The sequence below is a fragment of the uncultured Mycobacterium sp. genome (genome assembly GCF_964249325.1).
Lineage (GTDB): Bacteria > Actinomycetota > Actinomycetes > Mycobacteriales > Mycobacteriaceae > Mycobacterium.
Map to the genome: position 1 here is coordinate 14,090 of NZ_CAXUCH010000003.1, position 23,196 is coordinate 37,285.

The following is a 23,196-nucleotide window of genomic DNA, read 5'->3' on the forward strand; positions in this document are numbered from 1 at the left end:
ACGGCCGTGGCGTTGCGCAGCAGCCAGTCCAATGAGAACTTGAATCCGAGCTTCCCCCAGCGGTCCAGTTTGTCCCGAAGCTCTTGGCGGGCTTCGGGCCACTGCGCACAAAGTTTGGCCAGCGCGAGGTCGCCTTTCGACAGCTTCGTACCACCGGAGTTGACCTTGTTGAAGATGTCAACGACTTCATCAACGGTCTTGCCGGCTCCGGTGATCTTCTCTTGGTTGAAGTTCCGGTTGGCAATTTCTCTGATCTGGTTGAGCCGGCCAAGATACGCCTTGACGCGTTCACGGTCTACGTCCGGGAAGGAGTCGAGGTAGTCAACCGGGCTCTTGGAAAACAGCTCCGTCACATTGATCCAGGTGGGATCGCCGGCCATCTTGCTGGGCGCGTAGAACTCGAATACCTCGCGATCCACATTGAAATACAGGCCAGTGAAGGCGTTCGCATCACCTTCGAAGAACGGCGGCGGAGTACCTCGGATAACGCCGTACATCGACGTGACCCGTTGTTGCCCGTCGAGGAGAAGCTGACGCGTGCCCGCAGTTCCGGTCGTACCTCGCACAGTGATGTCGTCAGATGTGGTTTCCCAGATCAACAAACCGCCCACCGGGTAGCCGAGGTAGAGCGATCGCATGAGGCCGCGGACCTGATCGCGGTTCCACACGTAGCCGCGTTGAAACTCCGGCAGCAGAACTGCGCCAGAGTCGATTTCGTCAAGCAGGGTGGACAAGCGGGTCATTTACACATCCTCACGAGTTTTCTGTGATAGCGGTCAAGAAGGGGCTCGGCTCCCCATGCCAGGTGACGAGCAGCTCCTCGCGCGCCCGTGTGCAGGCGACGAAAAGAAGACAACGCTCGCGCTCCAGGTCTTGTTGATGCGTCTGCTGGTCTTCCTCGGCGGGGGTGACCGCGTTGGGCGCTGGCACCAGCTTGGCGCTGACGCCGGCGACATTGACGCAGCGGAACTCCAGCCCTTTCATACGGTGCATGGTGCCGACGCTGACGGCCCCGTCCGCCTTGGACGCTTTGGCCAGGTCTACCGTCGGGATGCCTTCGGCGCGCAGATAATCCTCGATTTTCGAGCCGAACCACTTCGCGCGCGCGGCGATCCCGATCTCGGACGGTGCAATACCCCGCGCCATCCATTCCTTGACGGCGGACACGATGCAACCCATTTCTGCATCGGCCTTCGTGAAGCCGCCTGCGGTGGGCGCAGCGCCGTGGACGTAAGACTTGCAGCCGGCGATGGAGTCAAGGCCGCCCTCCATGTCGTCGATGGCGGTACCGCGCAGTAGACCGAGGCTCCAACCCAGGATCTCGGCGGTGGTTCGGTAGTTGAGGTTCAGCCTGCTCGACCGGCCGGCGACGTTGATGCCCACTTCGCGAAGGCTGACCCGGTTGTTGTAGATCCGTTGATGGGTGTCGCCGGCGATGAAGATATCGTCCGGCGCCTCAGGCACGGCGGCGCGCAGCAGCCGCCATTGGTCCGGGCTGAGGTCTTGCGCCTCGTCAATCACAATGTGCCGGTGGGGCTTTTCTATGCTCGCCTCCAGGATGGCCGTCGCCTCCCGCTGGATCGTTTCGTGCGTCCAGGCGCCCAGCTGGTTGAGCAGCTGTTCGAATTCCCATATGGCTTGCCAAACCTGGGCGCGCTGAGCTGACCCCAATGCCCGGCCGCGGCCTGTCCGCTTGGCGGCCAGATAGTCGGCCGCCGTGGTGATGCGACGCGCGAGCACGACTTGGCGCCACTCCGCGGCGAGGAATGCGTCACTGAATGGCAGCCCGAGCTTGTCGATAACAGTGCGCCACAGCGCCTTCTGTTCGACGTCGCTGAGCATGTTGGGTGCGCCGTGTTTACCACGAAACACGCAGTGCGCCAACCTGTCTACGTGTCGTACCTCGATCCTCGAGTCGACGTCCTCGTCGTCGACGAGCATGTCGAGGCCCTGTCGCAGCGTGTCCGACAGCGTCGAAAGGAAGGTAGTGACCAGCACCCGACCCTCGTTGCGTTTGGCGAGCTGATGCGCTCGGTGCAATGCCACGACCGTCTTGCCGGTGCCCGGACCGCCAGTCACCCGGGCCGGTCCCTTGAACGACGCGTCGACAACCGTGCGTTGGGAAGGATGCAAATAGACTCGCCAGGTGGCGAATGGGTAGGCGAAGATGTTGATGAGCTCGTCGGGGCCCTCGACCAGCACGACCCTGTTTCGGCTGCGCAACACCGCGGCGTCGAGGTCTTCGGTGTCCACGGGTTCTTGCAGGATCGATTCGCCTAGGTCGGCCCAGACTTCGTCGGGCGTGTAGCCGGCGGCAAGGCCGCACAACACATCCCATTGCGTCTCGGGTAGGAACGACTTGGCGGCGTCCAGCTGTGCAGGGCTTGTCAGTGCCCGCGCGAACGCCAGTGTCTGTCGTCGATGCCGAGTCTTTTGAGGTCAGCGTCGCCGACATGCTCGAACAGCAGCGTGTCGGCGACCTTGGCGGACTCGGTGAGTTCGGGCAGGGTGCGCTCTATCGCTTCCTAGTCTCGGATTTCGATTCCGCCGGTGGCCGTGTTCACCGAGACGTTGCTGCGTTGTGCCCAAGCGTACGCGTCGTCGTGCGGCAGGACTTTGAGCAAGGTGAAGACATCGCCGGCCATCGGTGCGAGGATGATGCCGCGCCAGGACTGGTCGATCCGGATGGATCGGAATCGGGGGTTGCGGGCGTTGTTGATCTTCTCCAGGTGCAGCCCGGTGTGTGTCGCGGTGTCGAACTCGTCGAACACCTCGGTGACGCGTTTGGCGACCGGCTTCTCGAGCTTCACGAGGTCGGCGAGAAATCCTTGGTCGATAGCGAGCTTTGGCATTATTTCCCTGGTCGATACAGGTGATTCGTTGGCAGGAGATGTCGGTCAAACGGAATGGCGAATACCGGCGACTCCTGGCTTTCCTTCTGACCTGCTCGGCTTGGTGACCAGGCGGATGGCCGAACGATGCCATGCCGGTGTGTGCATGAGCCTTCGCCAATGACTGCGGCTTTCGTGCACCTCATCACAGCGCTTGTGCCCATGCGGTCACCACCTGGATGTACTCGCCGTACCTGGTGATCTCGGACCAACGAGCGATATTGCCGATGGGTAGGCGTTCGCTCAGCTCGTCGGTGATGGTGGTATACCAGTTGCCGGCTTCGCTGCTTTCGTCGCACACATTGATCGCCGCGAAGTAAAGTCCCGCGATCGTGAATCGCACTACCGCCAGGTATTCCCGGACACGCGGGTCATTGCGAGCGTCGGTGACCCAGTCCCACGCGGTGGCGATTTCGAACGCGCGGACCCTTGCCGCGAGGTCTGACCACGACATTACTTGACTGATCGGTCCCAAGTTGGTTGAAGCTGTGGTCTCCCAATGGTTTCCGCGGCGCACTGCGACGTAGTTGTAGCGGCGGCTCTTGACGAATCGGACCAACGATCCGTCGGGCGGCTCCGGCGCCATTCGGGGTGGCGCCGGCTGAAACATCGTCGGCCGTAAATAGGATCGCATCGCCGTAAGGTCATAACGCAGGGGGTCTGACAGCTCAGGCGTCAGCGCCGGGATAGTGACTGGCGGTCCGTCGAGTAGCTCAGGTGTTGCCTCGTTGGCTTTCACTGCGTCGATGCGGACCTCCGCTGCGACCGGAGAGCCTGTGATGTCGCCCCAGCACGCGGTGACGAGACCTCTGTCCTCAAGATGCTCGACCAGTGGGAGGAAGCGCTGACTCATCTGCGGTGTGAGCTGGCCGACCCGCTCGTCATCGATCCGCACTTCTACGTGGGGCTTCGCTCGCCCTTGTGACGGACATTCATGTAGCGTGACGAATAGCACGCCATATCCACCCTCTGGTACGAACTTCAGCAATGCAGCGGTGTGCTCGTCCTCCTTCGTCACCTGCACGATCGATGAACGCGGCAACATCGTGTATGGGACAGCGGGGGGCTCGTTGACGGGGAGCGCTTCGTTAGGCTTGCCGAGAGCGATCCGCACGTCCGCGTTGAACTCGATTCCATCCCAGCCGTCATATTCGTAGGCCCAAATGCGGCTCGAAGTCGTAGGGATAAACCCTGACGCCACGATGCGACGTATCACTCCCGCCCACGCAGGGGCGTCCTCGTCTTTGAGATAGCCGATTGTGCGTCCCCGTGTCCGAACGGAGATCGCCGACATCCCACGAGGACTATCGGGTTCGGGTATCAGTTCGACGGTCGGCGTGATCTCCTGGCCTTCGCCACCCCAATCATTTGGAAACAGGCTACGAATCGCGGGTTTATACCCCTTCTCGACATCGATTTCGTAGTCACACCACGATCGAGCTTGAGTCCACAGCTGGTACGGCCGCGCAACACCGCCAACTGCATGGTCTCCCATGGCATTCTCAATCATTGACGGGCACCTTCCGTGCGTCGTGACGCGGACCGGACCCCGCTGGGACATCGGCCAAAGGCCGCCAGCCGTTGCCGCCGTTGGCAATTGCCGTCGCCATGCGGTCATAGGCTTCGAGAACCAGCCGCTTGGTGCGGTATTCGCCGAAATCACGCTCGTCGTACTTGCGCACCACTGGGAATGAGTCGAGCACATGCTCCGCTTCATCCCGCCTCAGCCCGTATACGTGAAGGAAGGCAGCGTCAAGGTCCGCTCGTAGTAGCGCCCGACGTTCGGGATCCCATCGGAACGGCAGACCGTCATCGCCGATGTCCTCGGCGTAAGGCTTCAACCGCCAGGAGGTGTAGGAAAGTTCGAGCATGTAGGGTCGCAGCCAGTCAGCGAGGGTGAGCTCAGGTTGCCATGCGACAGGCTGCGAGAAGGTGGAGGGTGCCGGACACGGCAGCTGCTTGACGATGAAATAGGTCATCCCGGTGCCGCTGAGCTTTTGGCGAGCGACATAGTCAAACGCCATGCTCGACCAGACAGCCTGCAACAGGTGGCCGTATGCCGGCTCGTGTGGGACCGCCAGCGGGAACTTGTGGTTGACAGCGCTTGTCGGTAGCACTGATGGCACAAAGGTGCGCGAGTCACTTGCTCGTGCAATATCGCGCCAGCCGAGGAGCCAGTCGCGGTCCCACTTGTCTTTGAGCTTCACGGCGACTTCTGTGCGATCCACCCAATAACGGGCCAGCGGTTCGAGGTTGGGGTCGTCGTGCTCCTTATCGGAAAGACGGGGCAGCGAGCCAACATTGAGCTGCGCTTGGGTGGCGCCGCGGTAGGTCGAGAAGCGATGGTCGAAGTGGCTGAGCATCTTCGCTTCGTATAGCGGCACGTATTCTGTGCCACCGTGCATGTATGACCAGCCGTTGAACTCGTCGTCGGAGAAGAAGTCGGCGGGGTGGAACAGTCCGGAGTCGTTCGCCATGTGAAACAGCGTGCCGAATGACAGTCCCCACGGGTTGCCGTCGGGGTCGCTGTCGCGGATCAGAACCGGGTGGCGGCGGTAGATGCCGAGCGTGATGTCGGCGGCGGTGCGGGTGCGGAACATCGGCAGGGTGCCGGTGTTGGGGTTGAGCATGAGCACCTCGTCGGCTGCCAGCTCGAATCGCCGGGACGGAACATCGGGGACGTGGCGGGTAAGGAAGGCAAACCGGGTCCGCTCGACCTGCCGTGCCGCCCCGGTCATGGTGGTGACGGCGAATCGATACGCATGGTGCACATCTCGGAAGATCTTGGCCTCGTTGTCGAAGTCGTAGAACGCATAGAGACGATGGGCGCTCAGGGTGTCGGAGAAGAACGGCGCGGTGGTCTTGTCGGTCGCCAAGCCCGTCGGAGTGAGAATGCCGGCTGCCCCGGTTGGCCCTACGACCGTGCGCATGGTTTCGGCGAACACGCTGTAGGTGTTGACGTCTCCCCGCCCGGTCAACGGATAGCGGCCGCTCTTGAGCAGCAGGTGCGCAGTGGCGTCGGACTGCCGCAGCGCATCCTGGTACTTCTGCAACAGGTCTGGATCAGTGTCGGCCAGTGCAGCAATCATCTTCTTGCGAATCGCTGCGGTGGAAGCCCCTTCGATGTCGGGTCGGCCGTTGTTGGCGAAAAACTCCTTGTCCTGAATCTTCACCCGCTCCCACGGCGGATTGCCGATCACACAGGAGAATCCGCCCGTCCAGCCGGTGGCCGGATCGGGGCTGCCATCCGCCGGCACGGTGAATATCCCTGGAAATTCCAAGTGCCAGTGGAAGAACCGGTACTGGCGAGCGAGATCCTGGATGAGTTTGACGACGGTATCGGGCACTGAGTCGGGATTCTCAGACAGTGCGCGCAGCGCGCCGTAGGTGATGCCCTGCCCGGCGGCTTTCTTCTTGGGTTGCACGAACGCCGCGCACCAGGCGTCGGCAAGCAGCTTCTGCGCCTTCAGGTCCGGGTCGTCTTCAAGCTTGCGCCAGGCGTCCGCCCGGGCGCGCATCCGCGCGACCGTGCCCGCAGTGCCGGCATCCGCCTCGCGTGCGGCCTTGGTGAATTGCGTTGTCTCGACGTTGAGTTTCGGGGTGCCGAAGTCCAGCTTCAGCTGGTCCGCGTCGGCCTCCTGTTCGGCCTTGTTGCGGGCCTTCAACTTAGCCGTCCACTCCTTGTCGTCGTCACCGAGCGCCACGAACGCGGAATCGGGAATGTTCTTGCGCAGCAACGCCGGTGTGGTGCCCAGCAGCGAGTTGCCAACACGGAAGTGGCCGTCCAGGAACGGGAATGGGCGGCCCGCGTCGAAGGCTTCCAGCCACAGCGCGACCTTGGTGATCTCGATGGCCAGGTCGTTGAGGTCGACACCGTAGACGCAATGCTCGATCACGTCGGCGGTGGCGGCGCGCAGCGCGGCGGGGCTGGGCTCGGTATCGCCGGTGCGGACCGTCGCCAGCGCCGAGGCGATCCGCCGCGCGGCAGCGACCACGAAATGCCCACTGCCGCAAGCCGGATCGACCACCGTCAAAGCCAGCAGCGCCTGCTCCGGCTCCGGCGCGCGCAACGCCTCGCCGATCAGCGGGTCCAGGGCTTCTTCGAGAACCAGGTTGATCAAATCCGACGGCGTGTAATACGACCCGGAGGTCTTGCGCTCATTGCCGGCCGCGGCCTCGAGCGTGAACGTGCGCTCGTCGGCGTGATAGCGGGGTGTGTAAGCCAGCAGCCCCTCGTACATGCCGCCCAGTTCTTCGCTGTCCAAATTGCGGTAGTCGACCTGCCGCGGGGTGCCGGTCACCGGGTCGTCGATCTGGCTCAGCGCCCGGATCGCCGCCAGAAAAGCACGGTTGGGCAGCCGCGCGCCCTCCAGGATGCTCAATGCCTCACGGCTGAACAGGCTCGCGCCCAGACCGCTCAACCCCAGCGCGGGAAGGCCGTCGCCGCTGAGCGCGTCTGTGACGATCTGGTGCGCCTCCCACAGATCGGTGTGCCGCCCGCCGGCATGGCTGGCGGCCATCCTGCGCAGCCGCGCGGTGGAAAAATATGTCGTGTACAGGTCGCGGGCCGTGGTATCGGCCGCCGCGGTGTGCAGCAGGTCGCGGTCCTCGGCGACGAACAGCACGATCAGCCGGTAGGCGATGCGCAGCAGCGCTCGATGCAGGTCGTGATCGGCATCGGCTGCGGCAGCTAAGGTTTCGCGTAGCCGGGTGTTGTCGGGGTGTGACACGAACCCGGTGCCCAGATGCTGCAGCGCCACCGCCACGCCCTGCCGCAGGTTGAGCAACGCCCGCGCGCCGTCGTCGATGGCCGTGGTGCGCCAGCGTTCCAGCCAGCAGTTCGCCAGCTTGGGGGTGGGAGCTTCTGCGTCCTGGTCGTCCTCGTCGTCTGCGGCCGCCTTCTTGGCGGTCTCGTCGGGCTGGGGCACGAACCGGCTGGCGTGCACGGTCAGGAAGAACAGCCGGAACTCGGCGTAGTGCTGGTGGGCGAAGATGGTGTCGAGGTCGAATTCGACAAACGACTGCCGGGTCAGGCTCGACGCGTCGCGCAGCAGCCGAAGCTGCCGGCCGTTGGACAGGATGCCCCACAGCGAGTGTTCTTCCCGGTTCAGGTAGTCCTGCAGCATCGACTGCGGCGCGCGGGCGGCCACCCCCGCGGTCTTGGTGTCCAGCGGAATGTTCGCGCCGACCAGATGCAACGGCACCCACGCCGCGGCGGTCGCGGTGTCGGGCCAGCAGACGCGGTGCGAAATCGGGAAGTGCCGCCCGGTGCTCTCCCCGAGCCCCGGCAGGACGTCCAGCCCGCCGCTGACCGCTTCGGGATGACCCCAGCCCAGCTCGTATAGCAGTGGCAGCAGCCACTTTTCGCGGGTCAGCTTGACGGCCAGGTCGCTGTCGGGCAGCCGGGCCAACGCGCTTTGCCATGCCTGGTAGGCAGCCAGCAGCGCATCCCAGGCCCGCGCGATCGCGGCGTTGACCGCCATGCCCGGCGGCAGCTGGTAGTCGTCGGCGCTTTGGCCCGGCATGCGCAGTTCGCTGGCGCGCGGGATGGCTTCGCTGGGCAGCACGGTGCCCACCAGGCGTACCGACCGGAAGGACGACAACAGGCTCATCGGGTGCTCCCGTCGGGAAGGAACACGTAGACCCCGAGCGCGTCGGCCGGCGGCAAGAATTCCGCGCTCACCGCGCGGCCGCCGCTGCGGCTGGCCGAGCGCACCGCACGGTGATCGGCAACAATCGCATCCGCGGCGTCACGGCCCGTCTGGTCGAGATGTTCGGCGAGGTCCGCCAGTCGGCCGAGGGCACGCTCGAGTTGCGCCTGGGCCAGCGCGTCGGCGACATTGCCCGACGGTGTGGCGGTGAGCAGGTGGTCAACCTCCTCGGCCGGCAGCCAGCGCAGCTGGTCGCCGGTGGCGTTGAACGCCAAGAACTTTGCGTCCTCGGCCACCTGGCTGACGGTGTTGTGCGCGCCGGGCAAGGTGACTTCCAGCCGATACCGCACGACCAGCAAGGTGGTGACGGTGCTGACGGCGGCGGTGCGCATGACCCCGGCGCGGCGCGCGGGTCGCTGCGCGGGGTCCAAACCCGGGTCGAGGGCGGCGTCGAGGACGTAACGGGACACCGCTTCCACCGCCGGATCGGTGCGGGTCAGCACGTGATGGCCGTCGGGCACCGGGAAAGAGCGGTGAAACTGCAGCCGGTGGTCCTTGACGGGCGGAAGTTGGTCGCGCAGCGCCAGCGGCACGGTGTCGACGCGGGCGGTGAATCCGTCTGGGGTATCGGCGATTTGGGCGGTCAACGTCGCCAACGCCTCGCGGGTGAAACGTTCGGCGTCGGCCGGCCCGCCCAGCGAGCGGCGGATGTTGTCGAGGATGGGCGCGATCGTGTCGGGCTGCAGCCCGGCCTGCCGGAAGCGGGAGCGCGACGCCTTTTCCCGTTCGGCGACGTTGATCCACTGCACCTGCACCTCGTCGGCCAGCGACGCGGAGGTGGCCTCGCCGAAGTCAAGGGTTAGCTGCTCGGCGTCTTTGCCGCGCAACAGCAGTGATTCCCAAATCGCTTTCATCACCGTCGTCGAGTCGACCGGTACCGGCACCGACACGCCGGTGCTGCGCCGGATGTGTTCGTGCCGACGGATCAGCACCTGCAGCACGATCCCGTCGATGCCGTTGTCTTCGCCGTAGTAGGTGACGGTGCGCACGGTGGCGGCGCGCTGGCCGAACCGGTCCACCCGGCCCTCACGCTGCTCGTGGCGGGTGGGGTTCCAGGCCAGGTCGTAGTGCACGACGGCGGTGAAGCCGTCCTGCAAGTTGATGCCCTCGGACAAGCAGTCGGTGGCGACCAGCAGCCGCGGCCCGTCGTGCGCGGTGAGGGAGGCGACGCGGGCTTCGCGCTCCTCGGGCGGCAGGGTGCCGGTGACCGCCTCGACCCGCAGATTGGCGACCTTGGCGAGCGCCGCGGTGAGGTGCTCGGCGAGGTAGTCGGCGGTGGGGATGTAGCGGCAGAAGATGATGGGGTGGTAGCCGTCGGCGAGCAGCTCGGTGACCAGCGGGGTGAGCCGTTTGAGTTTCGCGTCGGAGCGGGGCCCTTTGAGCCCGGCCGCCATCTCGGCCAGCTCCCGCAGCCGCCGCCGGGTCTTGGTGCTGGGGGCGTCCGGTTCGGTGGTGTCCGCACCCAGCGCGGTGTCTTCGCCTTCGAGGGCGTCGTCGAGATCGGTGTCCAGCACTCGGGGTTCGGCGAACTCGTCGACTTCGTCGGTGTTCTCGGCGCTCACCGCGGCGCGGTTCAGCAGGGTCTGCTCGGCGGCGGCCGGGCTGGAGGCCAGGCAGCGCAGCAGCGCGATCGCCGACCACCACCGCACCCGCTGACGCACGGTGCTCAACGACGGGTCGGCGACCTGCTCGCGGGCGTAAGCCATCACGTCGTCGAACAGCTTGCGGTACGCGAGGGTGAGCCGGTAACTGGTTTCGGTGGACTCCCGACTCGGGAAGGGCGTGTCCTCCTGCAGGTACTCCCTGATGTCGGCGCGCTGCCGCTGAATCATCAACCGCGCCAACAACTTACGGTCGTTCTCGCGCTCACGGCCGGACAGGTCGGCCGGAAGCTCGGCGAGCCGGGCGTCCAGCAGTCCGATCAAAGACTGCCAGGCGGCGTCGTCGCCGCTGTGCGGAGTCGCGGTGAGCAGCAGCAGGTGACGGCCCGGGTCGTCGGCGATCTTGCGCAGCAGCGCATACCGCAGATGGGCCTGCGAGGATTTGGCGGCGCTGGCCGGTGCCACGCAGGTGTGCGCCTCGTCGACGATCACCAGTTCCGGGCAGTGCAGCGCGAATTCGTCACGACGGCTGCGTTGTTTGATGAAGTCGGTGGAGATCACCAGGTGTGGGTAGTGCTGGTAGACGGTCGATCCCCAGGGCACCTTGAGCCGGTTGACCGTCGAGGGCAGCAGCAGCTGCGCGGTAATCCCGAACTTGTTGCGCAGCTCGGACTGCCACTGCGGCGCCAACTGCGGCGAGCACAGCACCGCAAGCCGGCCGGCCTCACCGGTGGCCAGCAGCTCGGCGGCGATCAGACCGGCTTCGACCGTCTTCCCGACACCCACACCGTCGGCGATCAGCAGCCGGGTGGTGTCTTGAGCCAGCGACATCATCAACGGCACCAGTTGATAGTTGCGCGGGGTCACCGACAGGTTGGCGAAGGAGCGGAACGGGCCGCCGGTGGCGCGGAACGAGAGCCGCAGCGCGTCACGCAGCAGCCGCGCCCGGCCGGCGTCACCGCGGTCGTCGACCGTCGGGGGCGTGAAGGTCGCAGACCGCGGTTGGTCGAATTCAGGTAACAGAACGGTGGTTTCGTCCTCGTGTCCGCCGAGCGGTCGCGCCAGAAGTGTTCCGGCTGGGGCGCCGGGCAGAACTAGCCAGTCACGCCCGCGGGCGTAAACCAGGCTGCCTGCAGGGTAGTCCGTGACGGTCATCCTTCTAACCGCCCAGGGCCAAACACATCCTTGTAAGCGTCCATCGTTGCGCGCCAACCATCGTCGGCGTCGGCGTGATGGAATCGCAGCACCAGCCAGCCGGCTTCGTCTTGCAGTTTCATCCGCGCCTGTTCGTCCTTTTCCTGCTGATAGCCGTTGTCGTGGACCGGGCCGTCGATAAACACCGCGACATCCATGCCGCCGGTGTGGTAGGCGAAATCCGGCCGGACGAAATAGCCGTCCACGAGTTGCTGAGATTCGTCGGGCAATCGGTAGCCGTGCTCATCAAGCAGGTCGAGGAAGTGCTGTTCGAGACTGTTGCTCTGTTGTTTGAGGCGTTGGAGTTGTTCGGAATGCTCTTCGCCACCGGCGCCGACCTCGACGGTGGACCGGGTCAGTCGCTGCAGCAGACCTACGATGGTGTGCCGATCCAGCTGCTGGTGGTCCCATTGGTTGGAGTAGGACAGCAGGCAGTCATAGCAGGCCTGGGCGCAGTCCTCCCGCGCGTGCGGGGCTCGGCGCAAATCCTTACCCGTGTCGGGGTCACAGTGCAGTAACTCCAGGGCTTTTCGCGCGACGAGGCGCAGCTGACCGTCTTCGGTGGCCACGCGCCGCAACACCCCGGCCCCACCTTCGGCGGCTTCGAAGAACAGCAGCCGCGACCACGCGTGATCGCCGGTTCGCCCCGGAAGCGGTTCGACGGCCAGTTCGTCGCTTTCCAACTGATACACCGCTTCGATCGCCCGTTTCAGCGCGTACATGGCGGCCATCCGCTGCTCTTCGCCGTAGGACTGGTCCAGGTGCAGCAGCAGCGCATTGCGGTGATCCTCCACGTAGGGCACCACGCGCTGGATCCGGCCGTCCTCGGCGGCGTACTTTTCGATGTCAGCCTCTTTGGCCCAGCGTCCTTCTTGAGTGTCGAGTAGGTAGCCGCGCACGTTAGGGTCCTTGCGGCGCCGCAGCCCGACATTCATCCGCCGGATCAGCGCGGTGTCACCGTAAGTCATGGTGCCCAGCTGCGCGCCGTTCTCGGTGATGGTGCTGGTGAGCTGCCCGGCGCGCACACCGTGCGGGACGAACCGTAGCGCCGTGACGATTTCGTGGCCGGCGCGCTGGCGTTCTTCTTCGTCGGCGCTGATCCGGTCACGGCGGCGGGTCTTGACCGACAGCAGCCGCATCATCTGGTGCATGGGGTCCAGCGATTCGAAGCCGCAGTGTTCGCAGATCTCCACGGGGGTTGGTGTTTCCGCGTCGTGCAGGTAACCGCAGCGCCGACAGCGTTTGAGGGCAGTGACATTGACTCCGGTGCCGTCGGTACGGGCGGGCAACGTGACGCGGTCGACCTCGTAGCGGGCGCCCTCGTGGTAGATGAATGCGCCGGGGCCGAATTCGCTGATCGCGAGGAATCGCGGGCGTTGCACATAGTCGCCCTGGCCGTGCTGTGTGCGCCGCTCGCCCGGGATGAATGCCGCCAGCGGCAGGCGGGGGAACGAGTAGCCGGGCAGGAATCCTTCGGAGGCGAAGTAGCGATACGGGTAGAAGTCGCCCTGCACGATGTCGTCGACTTGCCCGCGCAGCAGATCCAGCGCGGCACGGGCCTCGGTAATCCTGGCTTTGGCGCGGCGTTTGGAGGACTCTGATGCCCCGATCTGCTTCAACACCTCGTTGGCGGCGTCCAGCTCGTTTTGCGCTTCGATGTACAAGCCGCGCCAGCGGTCTGCCGCGTGGTGAAAACGCTTGGGCGCCTTGTCTACTGTGTCGGTGACCCAGGTTTCGGTCCACCACGGCGCGGTGATGACTTCGGTGGTGGCGGACAGCACGTTGTCGATGGCTTCGATTGCTGCCGCGCGGTTCGCCGACGACTCGATCTTGGCGAGCACGTCGGGCCGCAGCGGGAGGTCTGATTGCTCGATATCGAGCAGGTCGACCATGCTGGCCTTGAGGTCCAGGTCGCACACCACCAGCCAGATCGAATGGGCATGGGCGCGCACCAGGTCCTGGTTGCCCAACTCCAGCCGGGGCGGGGCGACAGCGCCGGCCACCATGTCCTGGCTTCGCGCGAAATAGTAAGAATCGTGGGCGTTTCCCGTCGCGCAGTAGGTGAACGCAATCGCGGGTTGACCCGACCGGCCGGCACGCCCGGAGCGCTGCGCATAGTTCGCCGGGGTCGGCGGGACGTTGCGCATGCCCACCACGTTGAGGCTCTTGATGTCTACGCCGAGCTCCATGGTGGGCGAGCAGTACAGGACCGGTAGTTTGGCGTGGCTGAAGAGCTGTTCACGTTCTTGGCGTTTGGCGGGCTCGACTTGGGCGGTGTGCTCGCGCGCTTCCAATCCGACCAATCCCTGCGCGGTTTCGGCGTACAGACGGCGGAAGAACGGATTGACGCGCCCTTTCTTCTGGTTGCCGCGGATCGGGTCGGGCGCGCGGTATTCGCCGCTGCCGGCGTGCCATTCGATGAGGCTGGCCTGAATCCGGTAGCCGGTTCGCCGGTTCGGTTCGGTGATCTTGGCCAGGATCCCGGCGTCGGCCATCGCCTTGAGCAGCGCTTCGATTATCGCCGTGGCATCCGCCGGGCTCAGCGGGTGGTCGTGGGCGGGGAACCGCGGCTTTCGGCGTAGCCAGCGTCCGTATGCTCCGAGGCCGGAGAGATACAGGTCGCCGCCGAACGTGACTTCCGAGCGAGGGCGGCTGCCGGCATACGCGGTTCCTGAATAGACGCCGGTCTCGTCGGTCAATGCCCAGGGCAGCTTGAGCCAGTCCTGGCTGGCGCGCTTGATGCTGTCGTACTTCTCCTCTGTGAGGAACTCCGACTCGATGCACAAGTTGCGCCGCAGCTCATCGAGCAGGACGTCCATCAGGTCTTTGCGGGTGTGTGGTTCGGCGCCGGCCAGGGGCTGACCGAAAGCCGGCCATTTTGTGTCATTTTCGGCCAGTTCGTCGATACCGGCGTAGGTGAGTTTGAGTTGGCCGGTCTGTTCGAGATTGGGCATGGTGATGCGCCAGCCGCGTTTGAGATCCGCCCACACCCGGTAGCTGACGACGTCGCGCAGCGCGCGGGTGATGCGCTTGCGCGGCATCGGCTCGTCGGCGGTGTCCTCGTCCTTGGCGAAAACCTTCAGGTTGCCGCCGAGCGCCGCGACCACCCGGGAGCCTAGGTCCTCGTCAGTGAGCGGCTCGTTGGGGTCCTGTTCGCGCGCGGCCCGGTAGAGCGCCGAGCGCACCAGACCGACCAGGACGAAGTCGTTGAAATGACCGGCCTGAAGGCTGGCGTCCTGACGGTTGTCGCTGAACGCAAGGAACTTTCGGGCGTCGTCATCAAGGTCGGGCTCGTCGCGCAGGGCCCGCACAATCGACTGCGTCAGGACCGTGACCGCGCTGGCGCGGCCTTCGGTGCCGAGGCTGGCCACCCGGGAGAACTCTGACTGCTTGTGGCTTTCGTAGCTGGTTTTGCAGGACGGGCAGAAATCCAGCCGTTCGAAGAATGCGGCGGGTAGCCCCTCGTCGGTGACCGTGCCGTACTCGTCGACCCGCACGGCGGCCGGCAGCCGGGTGCGGCGCGCGGGGTCGAGGCTGCGGTCTGCGCCGTCGGTGATCACCCAGTCGTCGGGAACGAGGTCGAGCAGCGCGGGATCGTTGACCGCGGGCCACGGCTCGGCGCAGAGGTAGAGCAACCCGGTGGCCTCCGCCTGCTCGCCACGGGTGTCGTTGAGCGACCGAGGGCTGAAGCTCTCTCCGCCGCGCTCGCGGTTGACCACCAGGAAGTCCTGGCCGCATTCGCGGCAAAACGCCAGCGGAAAAAGCGGCCGGTGTGGGTTTCCTTGTGGGGCGCTGCGCTGATATTGGGTTGTCAGATAACGAGTTTCGGGTGCTTCGAGGGTGGCGTAGACGGTGTCACCCTTGCCGATGAACTGGTGCAGCTTGAACGCGAACAGCGGTCGGTCTTGCGGGTCGGTGGCACTGCGCGCGGCGAGGAGTAGTTCCCTTAGTTTGTCGGCGCAGGTCGCTTCGTCGACGCCAGTCTGCGCGGCAAGAGCGTTGGAGGCGGCCAGCAGCGTGGTAGGTCGCTGGCGAGCGAGATTGCCCTCGTCGTCTGTGAACAGCCCGAAGGTCTGTTCGGTCCAGATCGCCAGCGGATCGGTGCGCAGCTCCTCCCAGCTGGTGGGCGCAGGCGAACCGAGTCTCGGGGTGAGCGCCGCCAAATCCGTCTCGCCTTCGGTGGCCCGGCGCAGCGTCTCACCGATGATGTTATGCGGGGGGATCGGCGTGCCGAAGATGCGTGTCGCCAACTCGGCGACCTGCTGGCGCTGCTGCGCCTTGGTGCCCGGACCGGCAAGGGTGGCGCTGGTCCCGATGCATTGCAAAGCCGTCGCGGCGACCGCGCCGCGCAGCCGACGGATCAGCATCGCGACGTCCGCGCCTTGGCGTCCGCGGTAGGTGTGCAGCTCGTCGAGCACCAGGAACGAGAGGTTTGCCGCGTTGGTGATCAGCGATGAGCGCTCCCGCGGCCGGGTCAGCATCAGCTCCAGCATCACGTAGTTGGTGAGCAGGATGTCCGGCGGCGATTTCAGGATTTCCTCGCGCTCGACCTTGTTTTCCTGGCCGGTGTAGCGCCGGAAGGTCACCTTGGGGTTGTCTTTGCCGAGGAACTTCTCCAGTTCGTTGCATTGGCTGTTGGCCCACGCGTTCATCGGGTAGACGACGATCGCCCGCACACCCTTGCCGGCTCCCTCGCGCAGCACCCGGTCGACGATCGGCACAATGTAGGACAGCGACTTGCCGGAGCCGGTACCGGTGGTCAGCACGTAGGATTCGCGCCGGTTGGCGACCTCGAACGCGTCGCTCTGATGGCGGTGGAAACCGATTTCACGGCCGAACCAGTCGTCCTCAGTACGGACTCGGAAGATCTGACGGGCGTCGGGGTGCAGCACACCGCGATCTACCAGGTCGCTTACCGTCCCACCCGACTCAAACGCGGGGTTCAGCGCGAGCCACGGCTTTGGCCACAGCAGACCCTCTTCGATCTCCCCCTCGACCAGCTGGCGGACGCGATCGTCCTGGATGTTTAGAAAGCCGGCGACGAACGATTGGTAGTCGTCGAGCACCCCGTCAAGCACACCGAAGGCGTCCACAATCCCTCCCAATTCCACCTTCGCTTGGACCCGACTAGCCGACGATACGTGTGTGCTCCGACATGTGAAGCAAGTTTGATCACACGTTTCAGTACGGCGTTGTGAGATTGACCCCGTGACGTCAGAAGAAGCGCGCCGCCACCCTGGAGTTGGTTGCGCAGGCGTGGCTTGTATTGCTCGGCGCGGTCGGCTCGAGCCTTTACTTTTCACGCATACTCAACCGGCCGCCGCCAAGCTGCCGCGCGGCCCCTTTGCCGACCGGCGCCACCCACGGGATCCGGGGGCTCGACGCGCCGGCGAGCGCGCCCCGCTCGACCGGCCGCGCCACCGCGGTGGTCTTGCCGGTGCCGCGCCTACCGGTCAGCACGGTCACCGCCTGCGACCGTCAGAATGAGTTGCTCAACGGGCTGAATGTGAAGTGTTCGGCTTTCGTGTTGCGTCGCTGCAGTTCGCAGACGTCGTCGCCCGTTCGACCCCGACGGTTCCTAGAACTGATTTGGCGCTCAACTGTGTTGACGCTCCCCACGATTCACGTCCATGACAGCTGAAAGCTGATATCCAGCCTCTCGGTCTGGTTGTACCCGGACCACGTCGGCACGCCCGCAGGCTGCACGCGGTAAATACCGAGCGCCGCGGCCACGACTCGATCATGCTGCGTCGGCCACTGGATCTCGGATGCGATCTGCTCCAGCACTTCTCGGTCACGGTCGAGCACCCGGTCGACGATCGACACTGCCGGCAGCGCGACACCCTTGTCGCCGTTGCAACGCGCGCACGCCAGCACCAGATTGGCCAGCCCGTCGATACCGACCAGGGACCAGGGCAGCACATGGTCGACCGGATTGTTGGTCGGCAAGTGCGTGCCGCAGTAGAAGCAGTGCGGGCCGAACGCCTCCTTGAACGGCTCGCGGACGCCGGCCAGCGCGGTGCGCTCACGACCGAACAGATGGCCCGCGACGTCGGGAACCTCGGCGTGGAGAAACCTGTTCATCCGGCGCACGTCGTCGACCCACATGATCTCTAGCGCCGGCTTGAGTAGCCCGGCCAGCCGCGCAAGGCCGTGTGCAACACCCGGTTTCAGGTCGATGGCGTCGCCATGCGCGCGCAGCGTCGACCGCGACACGTGGTCGTGCAGGAACGAGTCGTCGTACAGAAAAGGATCACTCGCCGACAACCCCGGCAGTCTCTGCAGCCGATGCAACGGCTGCTGCGCCAGGCACAGCGCGATCTCGTCGATGGCGAATCGGTATGTATCAGGCGCGCGCAGCCGGGCGACCTCCACCGACGCACCACTACGTGTGATCCCGGCCGCCTCGCGTAACGCATTCGTGGCGATCAGGATTCGTGCACGTGATCCTGTTGTTTGGCGTAATTCGTGGCCTTCGAATGGGCGCACCTGGAGCCAGTAGATCTCCAGCACCCGTTGCGCGAGATCAGAAATCGGCACTCGCAGTACATCACCGGGCCGCTCGGGCATGTTCTCGATGCAGTGGTCGATCAAAGCCATCAGCGTGGCGAGCTTGTAGGTGGCCGTGCGCAGGCCGGTCTCGAGAATCGCGACCACACGCTGCCCAAGCAGAAGCGGGTCGCCGGCGTCACCGTCCACGGCGCACCCGCGATGTCAGTCCGGCGCGATAGAACTGCACCACCGTATTATTGCGAGGGAGAGGGAAACCGCGTGGGCAAACTCGTTCGGGACAAGATTCCCAAGATCATTCGAGCCTCCGCACGCAAACCCCGTGTGACCTATCGCGTGCGCGAATCAATCGGGCTTCCGCGACAAGCTGCGCGAAGAGGTCGATGAACTCATCGCCGCAGACACCACAGACGCCGTCATCGAGGAGGCCGCTGGCGTCCTCGAAGTCCTAATTGCAATCGCCGGCGAACGGGGCGTCACGCTAGACAGCATCTATTCGGTATGCGGCTCTGGCTGGACGGCGTTGACCGGCCCGGCAAGCTGATGAATATCACCGCGGTGCGAAGCAGCAATCAGAGGATTGCGGGGCAGGGCCGCATTTTTTCGACGATCTGGCCGACGCCAGCCGAATCGCAGGCATGGTAGCAGTTCTGCTACCATGACTGCTGTGGCGACCATTCCCCAGAAGGAACTGCGCAATAACGTCGGCGAGGTGCTACGCCGGGCGGAAGCGGGCGAGGAGATCACGATCACTGTTGCAGGCCGGCCGGTGGCGCAGCTTGGCCCAGCCACGCAGCGGCAATGGATCGGTGGGCCGGCGTTAAGCGCCGTCTGGCGCACCCCGGCGCCGAAAACACTTGGCGCTGACATCGAGCGGTTTTCGGTTTCGATTGTTGACCCGTTTGAGTAGCGGATGCGCGTAGTCCTTGATACCTCGGTCCTTATCGGGGAGGAACCGCCATCGCACGTCGAGGCCGCGATCAGTGTTGCGTCAATCGCTGAACTCCACTTCGGCGCGCTTGTCGCCAGCGACGAGGATGAGCGGGCTCTTCGTGTCGAGCGGCTGGGCGCAATCGAATCGGCGTTTGAGCCGTTGCCGATCACAGTCGAGATCGCTCGAGAGTGGGGTCGGCTGTCAGCTGCCGTGAGTAATCGGGGTGGCCAGCCGCGGCGCCGCTCAATCGATCTCGTAATCGCTGCCACCGCAAGCATTCACGGCGTGCCCTTGCTCACCCACAATACCGGTGACTTCCTGATCATTGGCGATCTCATCGACGTTCGCCGTCCATCGGAGGTTCAGCCGCCAGAACCTGGGGCGAATACGGCTACCGTGGACCAGTAACCGTGTGGGTGTTCCCGCGCTGACGCACTCTTGAATGCGTTGTCTGCGGGGAGCCACTGCTTGAATAACCTCCCGGCCAATCAGACCCACTGCACTCGACCAACAGCCTTATCGGCAATCCCGTTTGCTCTTCCGCATCGCAGCGATCTTCGAACCACACGCCGTCGTGGTCAACGGCCCGGCCTGTCGCTGAACTCGCTCGTACGCGGGCCATTCGCATTGTCGGCCGCGAACGCTGACCGCTGTGACAGACGCGACGCACCCGGCAGGGCCCCGGCAACAGCTCACTCCACCAACAGCGCCATCGACGCGGTAAATCCCTGCAGCGCGTTATGGCCCGCGATCGGGCCGATCTCCCTGGCGGCGAAGAAACCGGCGAGCGGAATTCCGCCCAGCAGTTCGGAGATCGTTGATGCGTCGTGGTCGGCGACCCCGAACATCCGCCGCCCGCGCCCGTTGCATGTGAACAACAGCGTTCCTCAGACCTTCACTGTTGCGACGGTGATGCCGACGGCTAGCCAGCGTGCGCGAACTTCGTGGACTTGATCGGGGGTGCGGAAAAGTAACAAGCCGAAGGCCGCTAGCGGGGTGGCTTCGACGCGGTAGTAGTCACGGTAGAACGGCATGTAACTGGCGAACCAGGAAAAGGCTTCCTGTTGGTCGGCGAGGATTAGGTGCGCATCGGTGATGTCAGTCAGGTAGGGGGCAGGCGGTCCTTCGGTCGCGATGTTGACCATGTTGTCCAAGTCGCGCATGAAATCATCAAAGGCACGCGAATTGGGGCCGACCCACGGCGGGAAATGCCGGGGCTCGGCGAAGGCGTCGTAAAGCGCGTCCAGGGTTTTGGTGTGCGCCCCGTCGATTGTTCGAAGCTCGACACCGGCCCGGGGCGCCACCGCCGTGGACGCCGCGGGGTGGATACCGACGCCGCGCCCGTAGTCACCGGCCTGCGACAGGAATTCGTCAAGGTTCAGGGTCGTGCGCTATCGGATCCAGTGAAACGATTACCGGTATTTCGGCCACGCTTCTAGATAGGCGTCAATCGCGCGTTCGACCGCTAAACCGTACTCATTAGGCACATGGTCGGGTCCGAGGTTTTCCCGCAATGCGGGTGCGAGCGCACCCAACACAACGCGATCGCTCTGGTCGTTGGTCGGTTGCTTCGTGGTACAAAGCGCCGCCAAGAGAGCGCGGTTACGACGCTTGAGTTCTTCGATGATTAACACGCGGGCGTGGTGGGGGATGGCGTCAAGGACGTTGCTCACGGATTCCCCCCATCCGTTCCGGCGGAGAAGCGGACCCTTCGCCGTCTACGGGTATGCCGAGTTGCCCTAGCCGGGCTCTGATCGCGGCCTGCCTCTCCAGAAGAGGACCCCGCGAGGCAACGCAGGCGCTGTATTGTGCCGGCGGGAGCGGCCCGACGTTTTCGACGCCGCACCGGGCGTTCCACGCCCGTATCTCTGCATTTACTTTGGCCCATTCTGCGCGCGCCTCATCGGCTGTCATGTCTTTCGGATCGATCGGCAACGGCGATGGCGGATCTTGTTTGTATGTGCGGTTGTCGACGGCGCGGACGCCGCCCTCGGTCGGCGGAGCGACTGGAGCGGGGATTTGCGGGAAAGTATCGCCAATGCCGGCGACGGCCGCGGTGACCTTAGCCGCGACCTGAGCATCCAGGCCTACCAGCTGGGCGGCGCGCTGACGGATATCGCCGGCGAATGCTTGTGCAGCGGCTTGCCGGGCAACCCGCTCCGCGACTGATCCACCGGTCATGCGGTCGGTGACCGAAAGGTCTTCGCCCACCTCGAAGCCCGCCGTGTGGGCGTCCTCGACGGCGTACCGTACTCGCGCGCGGGCCGCATCCAGGTCCGAGGCCCCGCCGCGCGCGACCCTGGCCGCCGCCTGCAGTTGGTCGGCTACTGCGCTGGTGGTTGTCATGTCGGCGTGCGTCGCGGTGCGCAGCGCATCCGCCGCCTCGCCGTGCCAATCGACCGACAGCGTGTCCCGCCATACCTGGTGGGCCACCCCGTAGCTACGCTCGCCCACGGCCTCCCAATGATCGGCTGCCTCAGTGAGGTGCTCGGTGGGCCAGGCCAACAGCGCCGACAGGCCAGGAACCCCTGCAACCGCCGACATCGCTAGGCGCTGATCACCGGCGGAGCGATAGCAGCCAGCTCGCTAGCAGAAGCAGCTTCCTGGGCGAGATAGCAGCTATCGGCTTGTGCGACGCCCGTGGCGTGAACACCCACCCGTGCAGCCAGCCCTGCGGTGAACGCCGCGACATCAACATGGGCGGCGTTGACCGCGGCCGCGCTGACCTGACACGACAAGCCCAGCCCCGCCGGAGCTACCGTGGCGTCGAGGTCACCCGCCGAAGCACCCCAGCGGGCGGCCATCGCCTGCACACCAGCGGTATCCACACGCAACATCTGCTGCACGGGCCAAAGTGTAGGCAAACACATCACTCACTAACCAGTCACCGCGAGGCATCGTCGCCTTTGGCGATAAGGTCGTCGATCGTTTCACTGCCTACCTGTGTGTATGGACCGGCTTGTCGCCGAACTTGGAGCGCCGTTCGCCCTATACCCGACGTGAAGGTGCCGGTGCGGTGGTGGCACGACGACTCCGACCCTGTGGCGCCCATCGCCGGCGTCCAACCGGCGGTCTCGCGCCTGCAAGACGGCGAACTCAGCCTGCGCTCCGGCGAGAGCCACCTTCGGCGGCTTCGCCACGGTCGACTAGGTTCTCGAATTCATCCGCTCATACCTCTGAGCCGCAACGGCTTTCGGTGCTCTCTTGAGCCCGCGAAAAAAGAAGAGATACGAGGGTGGACGCCAACCGTCGGCCTCGACGGTGCATGGCTGGGAGGTGGCAATACCAGCGTTCGTGTCATGAACCTGGTTGGAAGAAGCGAGAATTAGTTAGTTATGGCTGGGCGAGTCGAAGGCAAAGTCGCGTTCATCACCGGGGCGGCGCGCGGTCAAGGCCGCGCGCATGCGGTGCGATTGGCGCAAGAGGGTGCGGACATCATTGCCATCGAAATCTGCAAGCCGATCGAAGGATTCTTAAACCCGCCGTCCACTCCGGAGGATCTAGCCAGGACCGCGGATCTAGCGAGGGGCCACAACCGCCGCATTGTCACAGCCGAAATCGACGTGCGTGACTACGAGGCCCTCAAAGCCGCAGTGGACAGCGGCGTGGAGCAGCTGGGCCGGCTGGACGTCATCGTGGCCAATGCAGGCATCAGCAACACCGGCAGCGACGAGGGCGACACACTCGATAAAGTCAGCGAAAGAGACTGGCAAGACATGATCGATGTGAACCTGTCGGGCGTGTGGAAAACCGTGAAAGCCGGTGTCCGCATATGTTGTCGGGCGGCCGTGGGGTTCGATCGTGCTGACAAGCAGTCAACGGGTTCGAGGCCTATACCTTTCCGCGTCTCGGTCATTACGTGGCCGCCAAACACGGTGTCGTTGGTCTCATGCGGGCGTTCGCCGTCGAACTGGGTCAGCACATGATCCGCGTCAACTCGGTGCACCCCACGTTCGTGAACACTCCGACGGTGCTGAACGAGGGACTGTACAAGATGGTCCGCCCCGACCTGGAGAATCCCGGCCCCGACGATTTGGCCCCGTTTTGCCAGATGTTTCACACGCTGCCGATCCCGTGGGTGGAGGCGGAGGACATCAGCAACGCGGTGCTGTTCCTCGCGTCCGACGAATCCCGCTACATCACCGGCGTCGCACTGCCGATCGATGCGGGCAGCTGCCTCAAGTAACTGCGAGGGCCGGATGAGTCTGCTGGTTCGAGGGCCTGCACATGACCCCGCTGTGATGGCTGGACATCACAACGCTGTTGCCGGGCCAGCCGCCGACTTCTCCCCAGACAAGCTCAGCGCCCGGCAATGGTGTTGAAAAGCAGTGGGATGCCACGACCGGTACTGCCCC

At 64.8% G+C, this 23,196-nt stretch carries 14 protein-coding genes and 3 pseudogenes; 4 read left to right on the top strand and 13 right to left on the bottom strand.

Annotated features, from left to right (window positions below; translation table 11 throughout):
• The 8 genes and pseudogenes from ACFE99_RS00885 to ACFE99_RS00920 all read right to left on the bottom strand — a co-directional run.
• A partial coding sequence (locus ACFE99_RS00885; protein WP_375481522.1) for a DUF262 domain-containing protein occupies positions 1-743 on the bottom strand: 743 nt, incomplete at its 3' end.
• Positions 744-753: 10 nt separating this feature from the next.
• Positions 754-2,852: pseudogene (locus tag ACFE99_RS00890) on the bottom strand (3'-5' exonuclease).
• A 184-nt stretch (positions 2,853-3,036) separates the two neighbouring features.
• Positions 3,037-4,401: a hypothetical protein gene (locus ACFE99_RS00895; protein ID WP_375481524.1), complete on the bottom strand. Its 1,365-nt coding sequence runs from the start codon at positions 4,399-4,401 to the stop codon at positions 3,037-3,039.
• Positions 4,394-8,503, bottom strand: coding sequence for an Eco57I restriction-modification methylase domain-containing protein (locus ACFE99_RS00900; RefSeq protein WP_375481526.1), 4,110 nt, complete (start codon positions 8,501-8,503; stop codon positions 4,394-4,396). Before ACFE99_RS00900 ends, ACFE99_RS00895 begins: the two co-directional genes overlap by 8 nt.
• Positions 8,500-11,358: a helicase-related protein gene (locus tag ACFE99_RS00905; RefSeq protein WP_375481528.1), complete on the bottom strand. Its 2,859-nt coding sequence runs from the start codon at positions 11,356-11,358 to the stop codon at positions 8,500-8,502. Before ACFE99_RS00905 ends, ACFE99_RS00900 begins: the two co-directional genes overlap by 4 nt.
• Positions 11,355-16,490 carry a DEAD/DEAH box helicase gene (locus tag ACFE99_RS00910; RefSeq protein ID WP_375481530.1) on the bottom strand — a complete coding sequence of 1,712 codons (5,136 nt, stop codon included), beginning with the start codon at positions 16,488-16,490 and terminating at the stop codon, positions 11,355-11,357. Before ACFE99_RS00910 ends, ACFE99_RS00905 begins: the two co-directional genes overlap by 4 nt.
• A 199-nt stretch (positions 16,491-16,689) precedes the next feature.
• Positions 16,690-16,857 carry a hypothetical protein gene (locus ACFE99_RS00915; RefSeq protein ID WP_375481532.1) on the bottom strand — a complete coding sequence of 56 codons (168 nt, stop codon included), beginning with the start codon at positions 16,855-16,857 and terminating at the stop codon, positions 16,690-16,692.
• Between the two features lie 162 nt (positions 16,858-17,019).
• Complete coding sequence (locus ACFE99_RS00920) at positions 17,020-18,096, bottom strand: HNH endonuclease (protein WP_375481534.1); 1,077 nt, start codon at positions 18,094-18,096, stop codon at positions 17,020-17,022.
• 312 nt (positions 18,097-18,408) lie between these two features.
• Here ACFE99_RS00920 and ACFE99_RS00925 point away from each other — a divergent pair, with 312 nt between their 5' ends.
• Genes ACFE99_RS00925 through ACFE99_RS00935 form a run of 3 tightly spaced genes read left to right on the top strand, consistent with a single transcriptional unit; the run spans position 18,409 to position 19,249 of the window.
• A complete protein-coding gene (locus ACFE99_RS00925; protein WP_375481536.1) occupies positions 18,409-18,552 on the top strand; it encodes a hypothetical protein in 144 nt (47 codons plus the stop codon).
• Positions 18,553-18,565: 13 nt separating this feature from the next.
• Positions 18,566-18,817 (top strand): type II toxin-antitoxin system Phd/YefM family antitoxin, encoded by a 252-nt coding sequence (locus ACFE99_RS00930; protein WP_375481537.1) that lies wholly within the window; start codon positions 18,566-18,568, stop codon positions 18,815-18,817.
• A 3-nt stretch (positions 18,818-18,820) separates the two neighbouring features.
• A complete protein-coding gene (locus tag ACFE99_RS00935; protein WP_375481540.1) occupies positions 18,821-19,249 on the top strand; it encodes a PIN domain-containing protein in 429 nt (142 codons plus the stop codon).
• Between the two features lie 284 nt (positions 19,250-19,533).
• Here ACFE99_RS00935 and ACFE99_RS00940 read toward each other — a convergent pair.
• The 5 genes and pseudogenes from ACFE99_RS00940 to ACFE99_RS00960 form a co-directional block, all read right to left on the bottom strand.
• Positions 19,534-19,728: pseudogene (locus ACFE99_RS00940) on the bottom strand (FIST C-terminal domain-containing protein); the annotation flags it as partial.
• Positions 19,729-20,145 carry a barstar family protein gene (locus ACFE99_RS00945; protein ID WP_375481542.1) on the bottom strand — a complete coding sequence of 139 codons (417 nt, stop codon included), beginning with the start codon at positions 20,143-20,145 and terminating at the stop codon, positions 19,729-19,731.
• Between the two features lie 108 nt (positions 20,146-20,253).
• Positions 20,254-20,514 (bottom strand): hypothetical protein, encoded by a 261-nt coding sequence (locus ACFE99_RS00950; RefSeq protein WP_375481544.1) that lies wholly within the window; start codon positions 20,512-20,514, stop codon positions 20,254-20,256.
• On the bottom strand, positions 20,498-21,385 hold the full coding sequence (locus tag ACFE99_RS00955) for a hypothetical protein (protein WP_375481546.1): 888 nt from the start codon (positions 21,383-21,385) through the stop codon (positions 20,498-20,500). Before ACFE99_RS00955 ends, ACFE99_RS00950 begins: the two co-directional genes overlap by 17 nt.
• Positions 21,386-21,387: 2 nt before the next feature.
• Positions 21,388-21,678, bottom strand: coding sequence for a hypothetical protein (locus tag ACFE99_RS00960; protein WP_375481582.1), 291 nt, complete (start codon positions 21,676-21,678; stop codon positions 21,388-21,390).
• Positions 21,679-22,176: 498 nt separating this feature from the next.
• Between ACFE99_RS00960 and ACFE99_RS00965 the strand changes: the two are divergent.
• Positions 22,177-23,027, top strand: a pseudogene (locus tag ACFE99_RS00965) (mycofactocin-coupled SDR family oxidoreductase).
• The last annotated feature ends 169 nt before the right edge of the window (positions 23,028-23,196 follow it).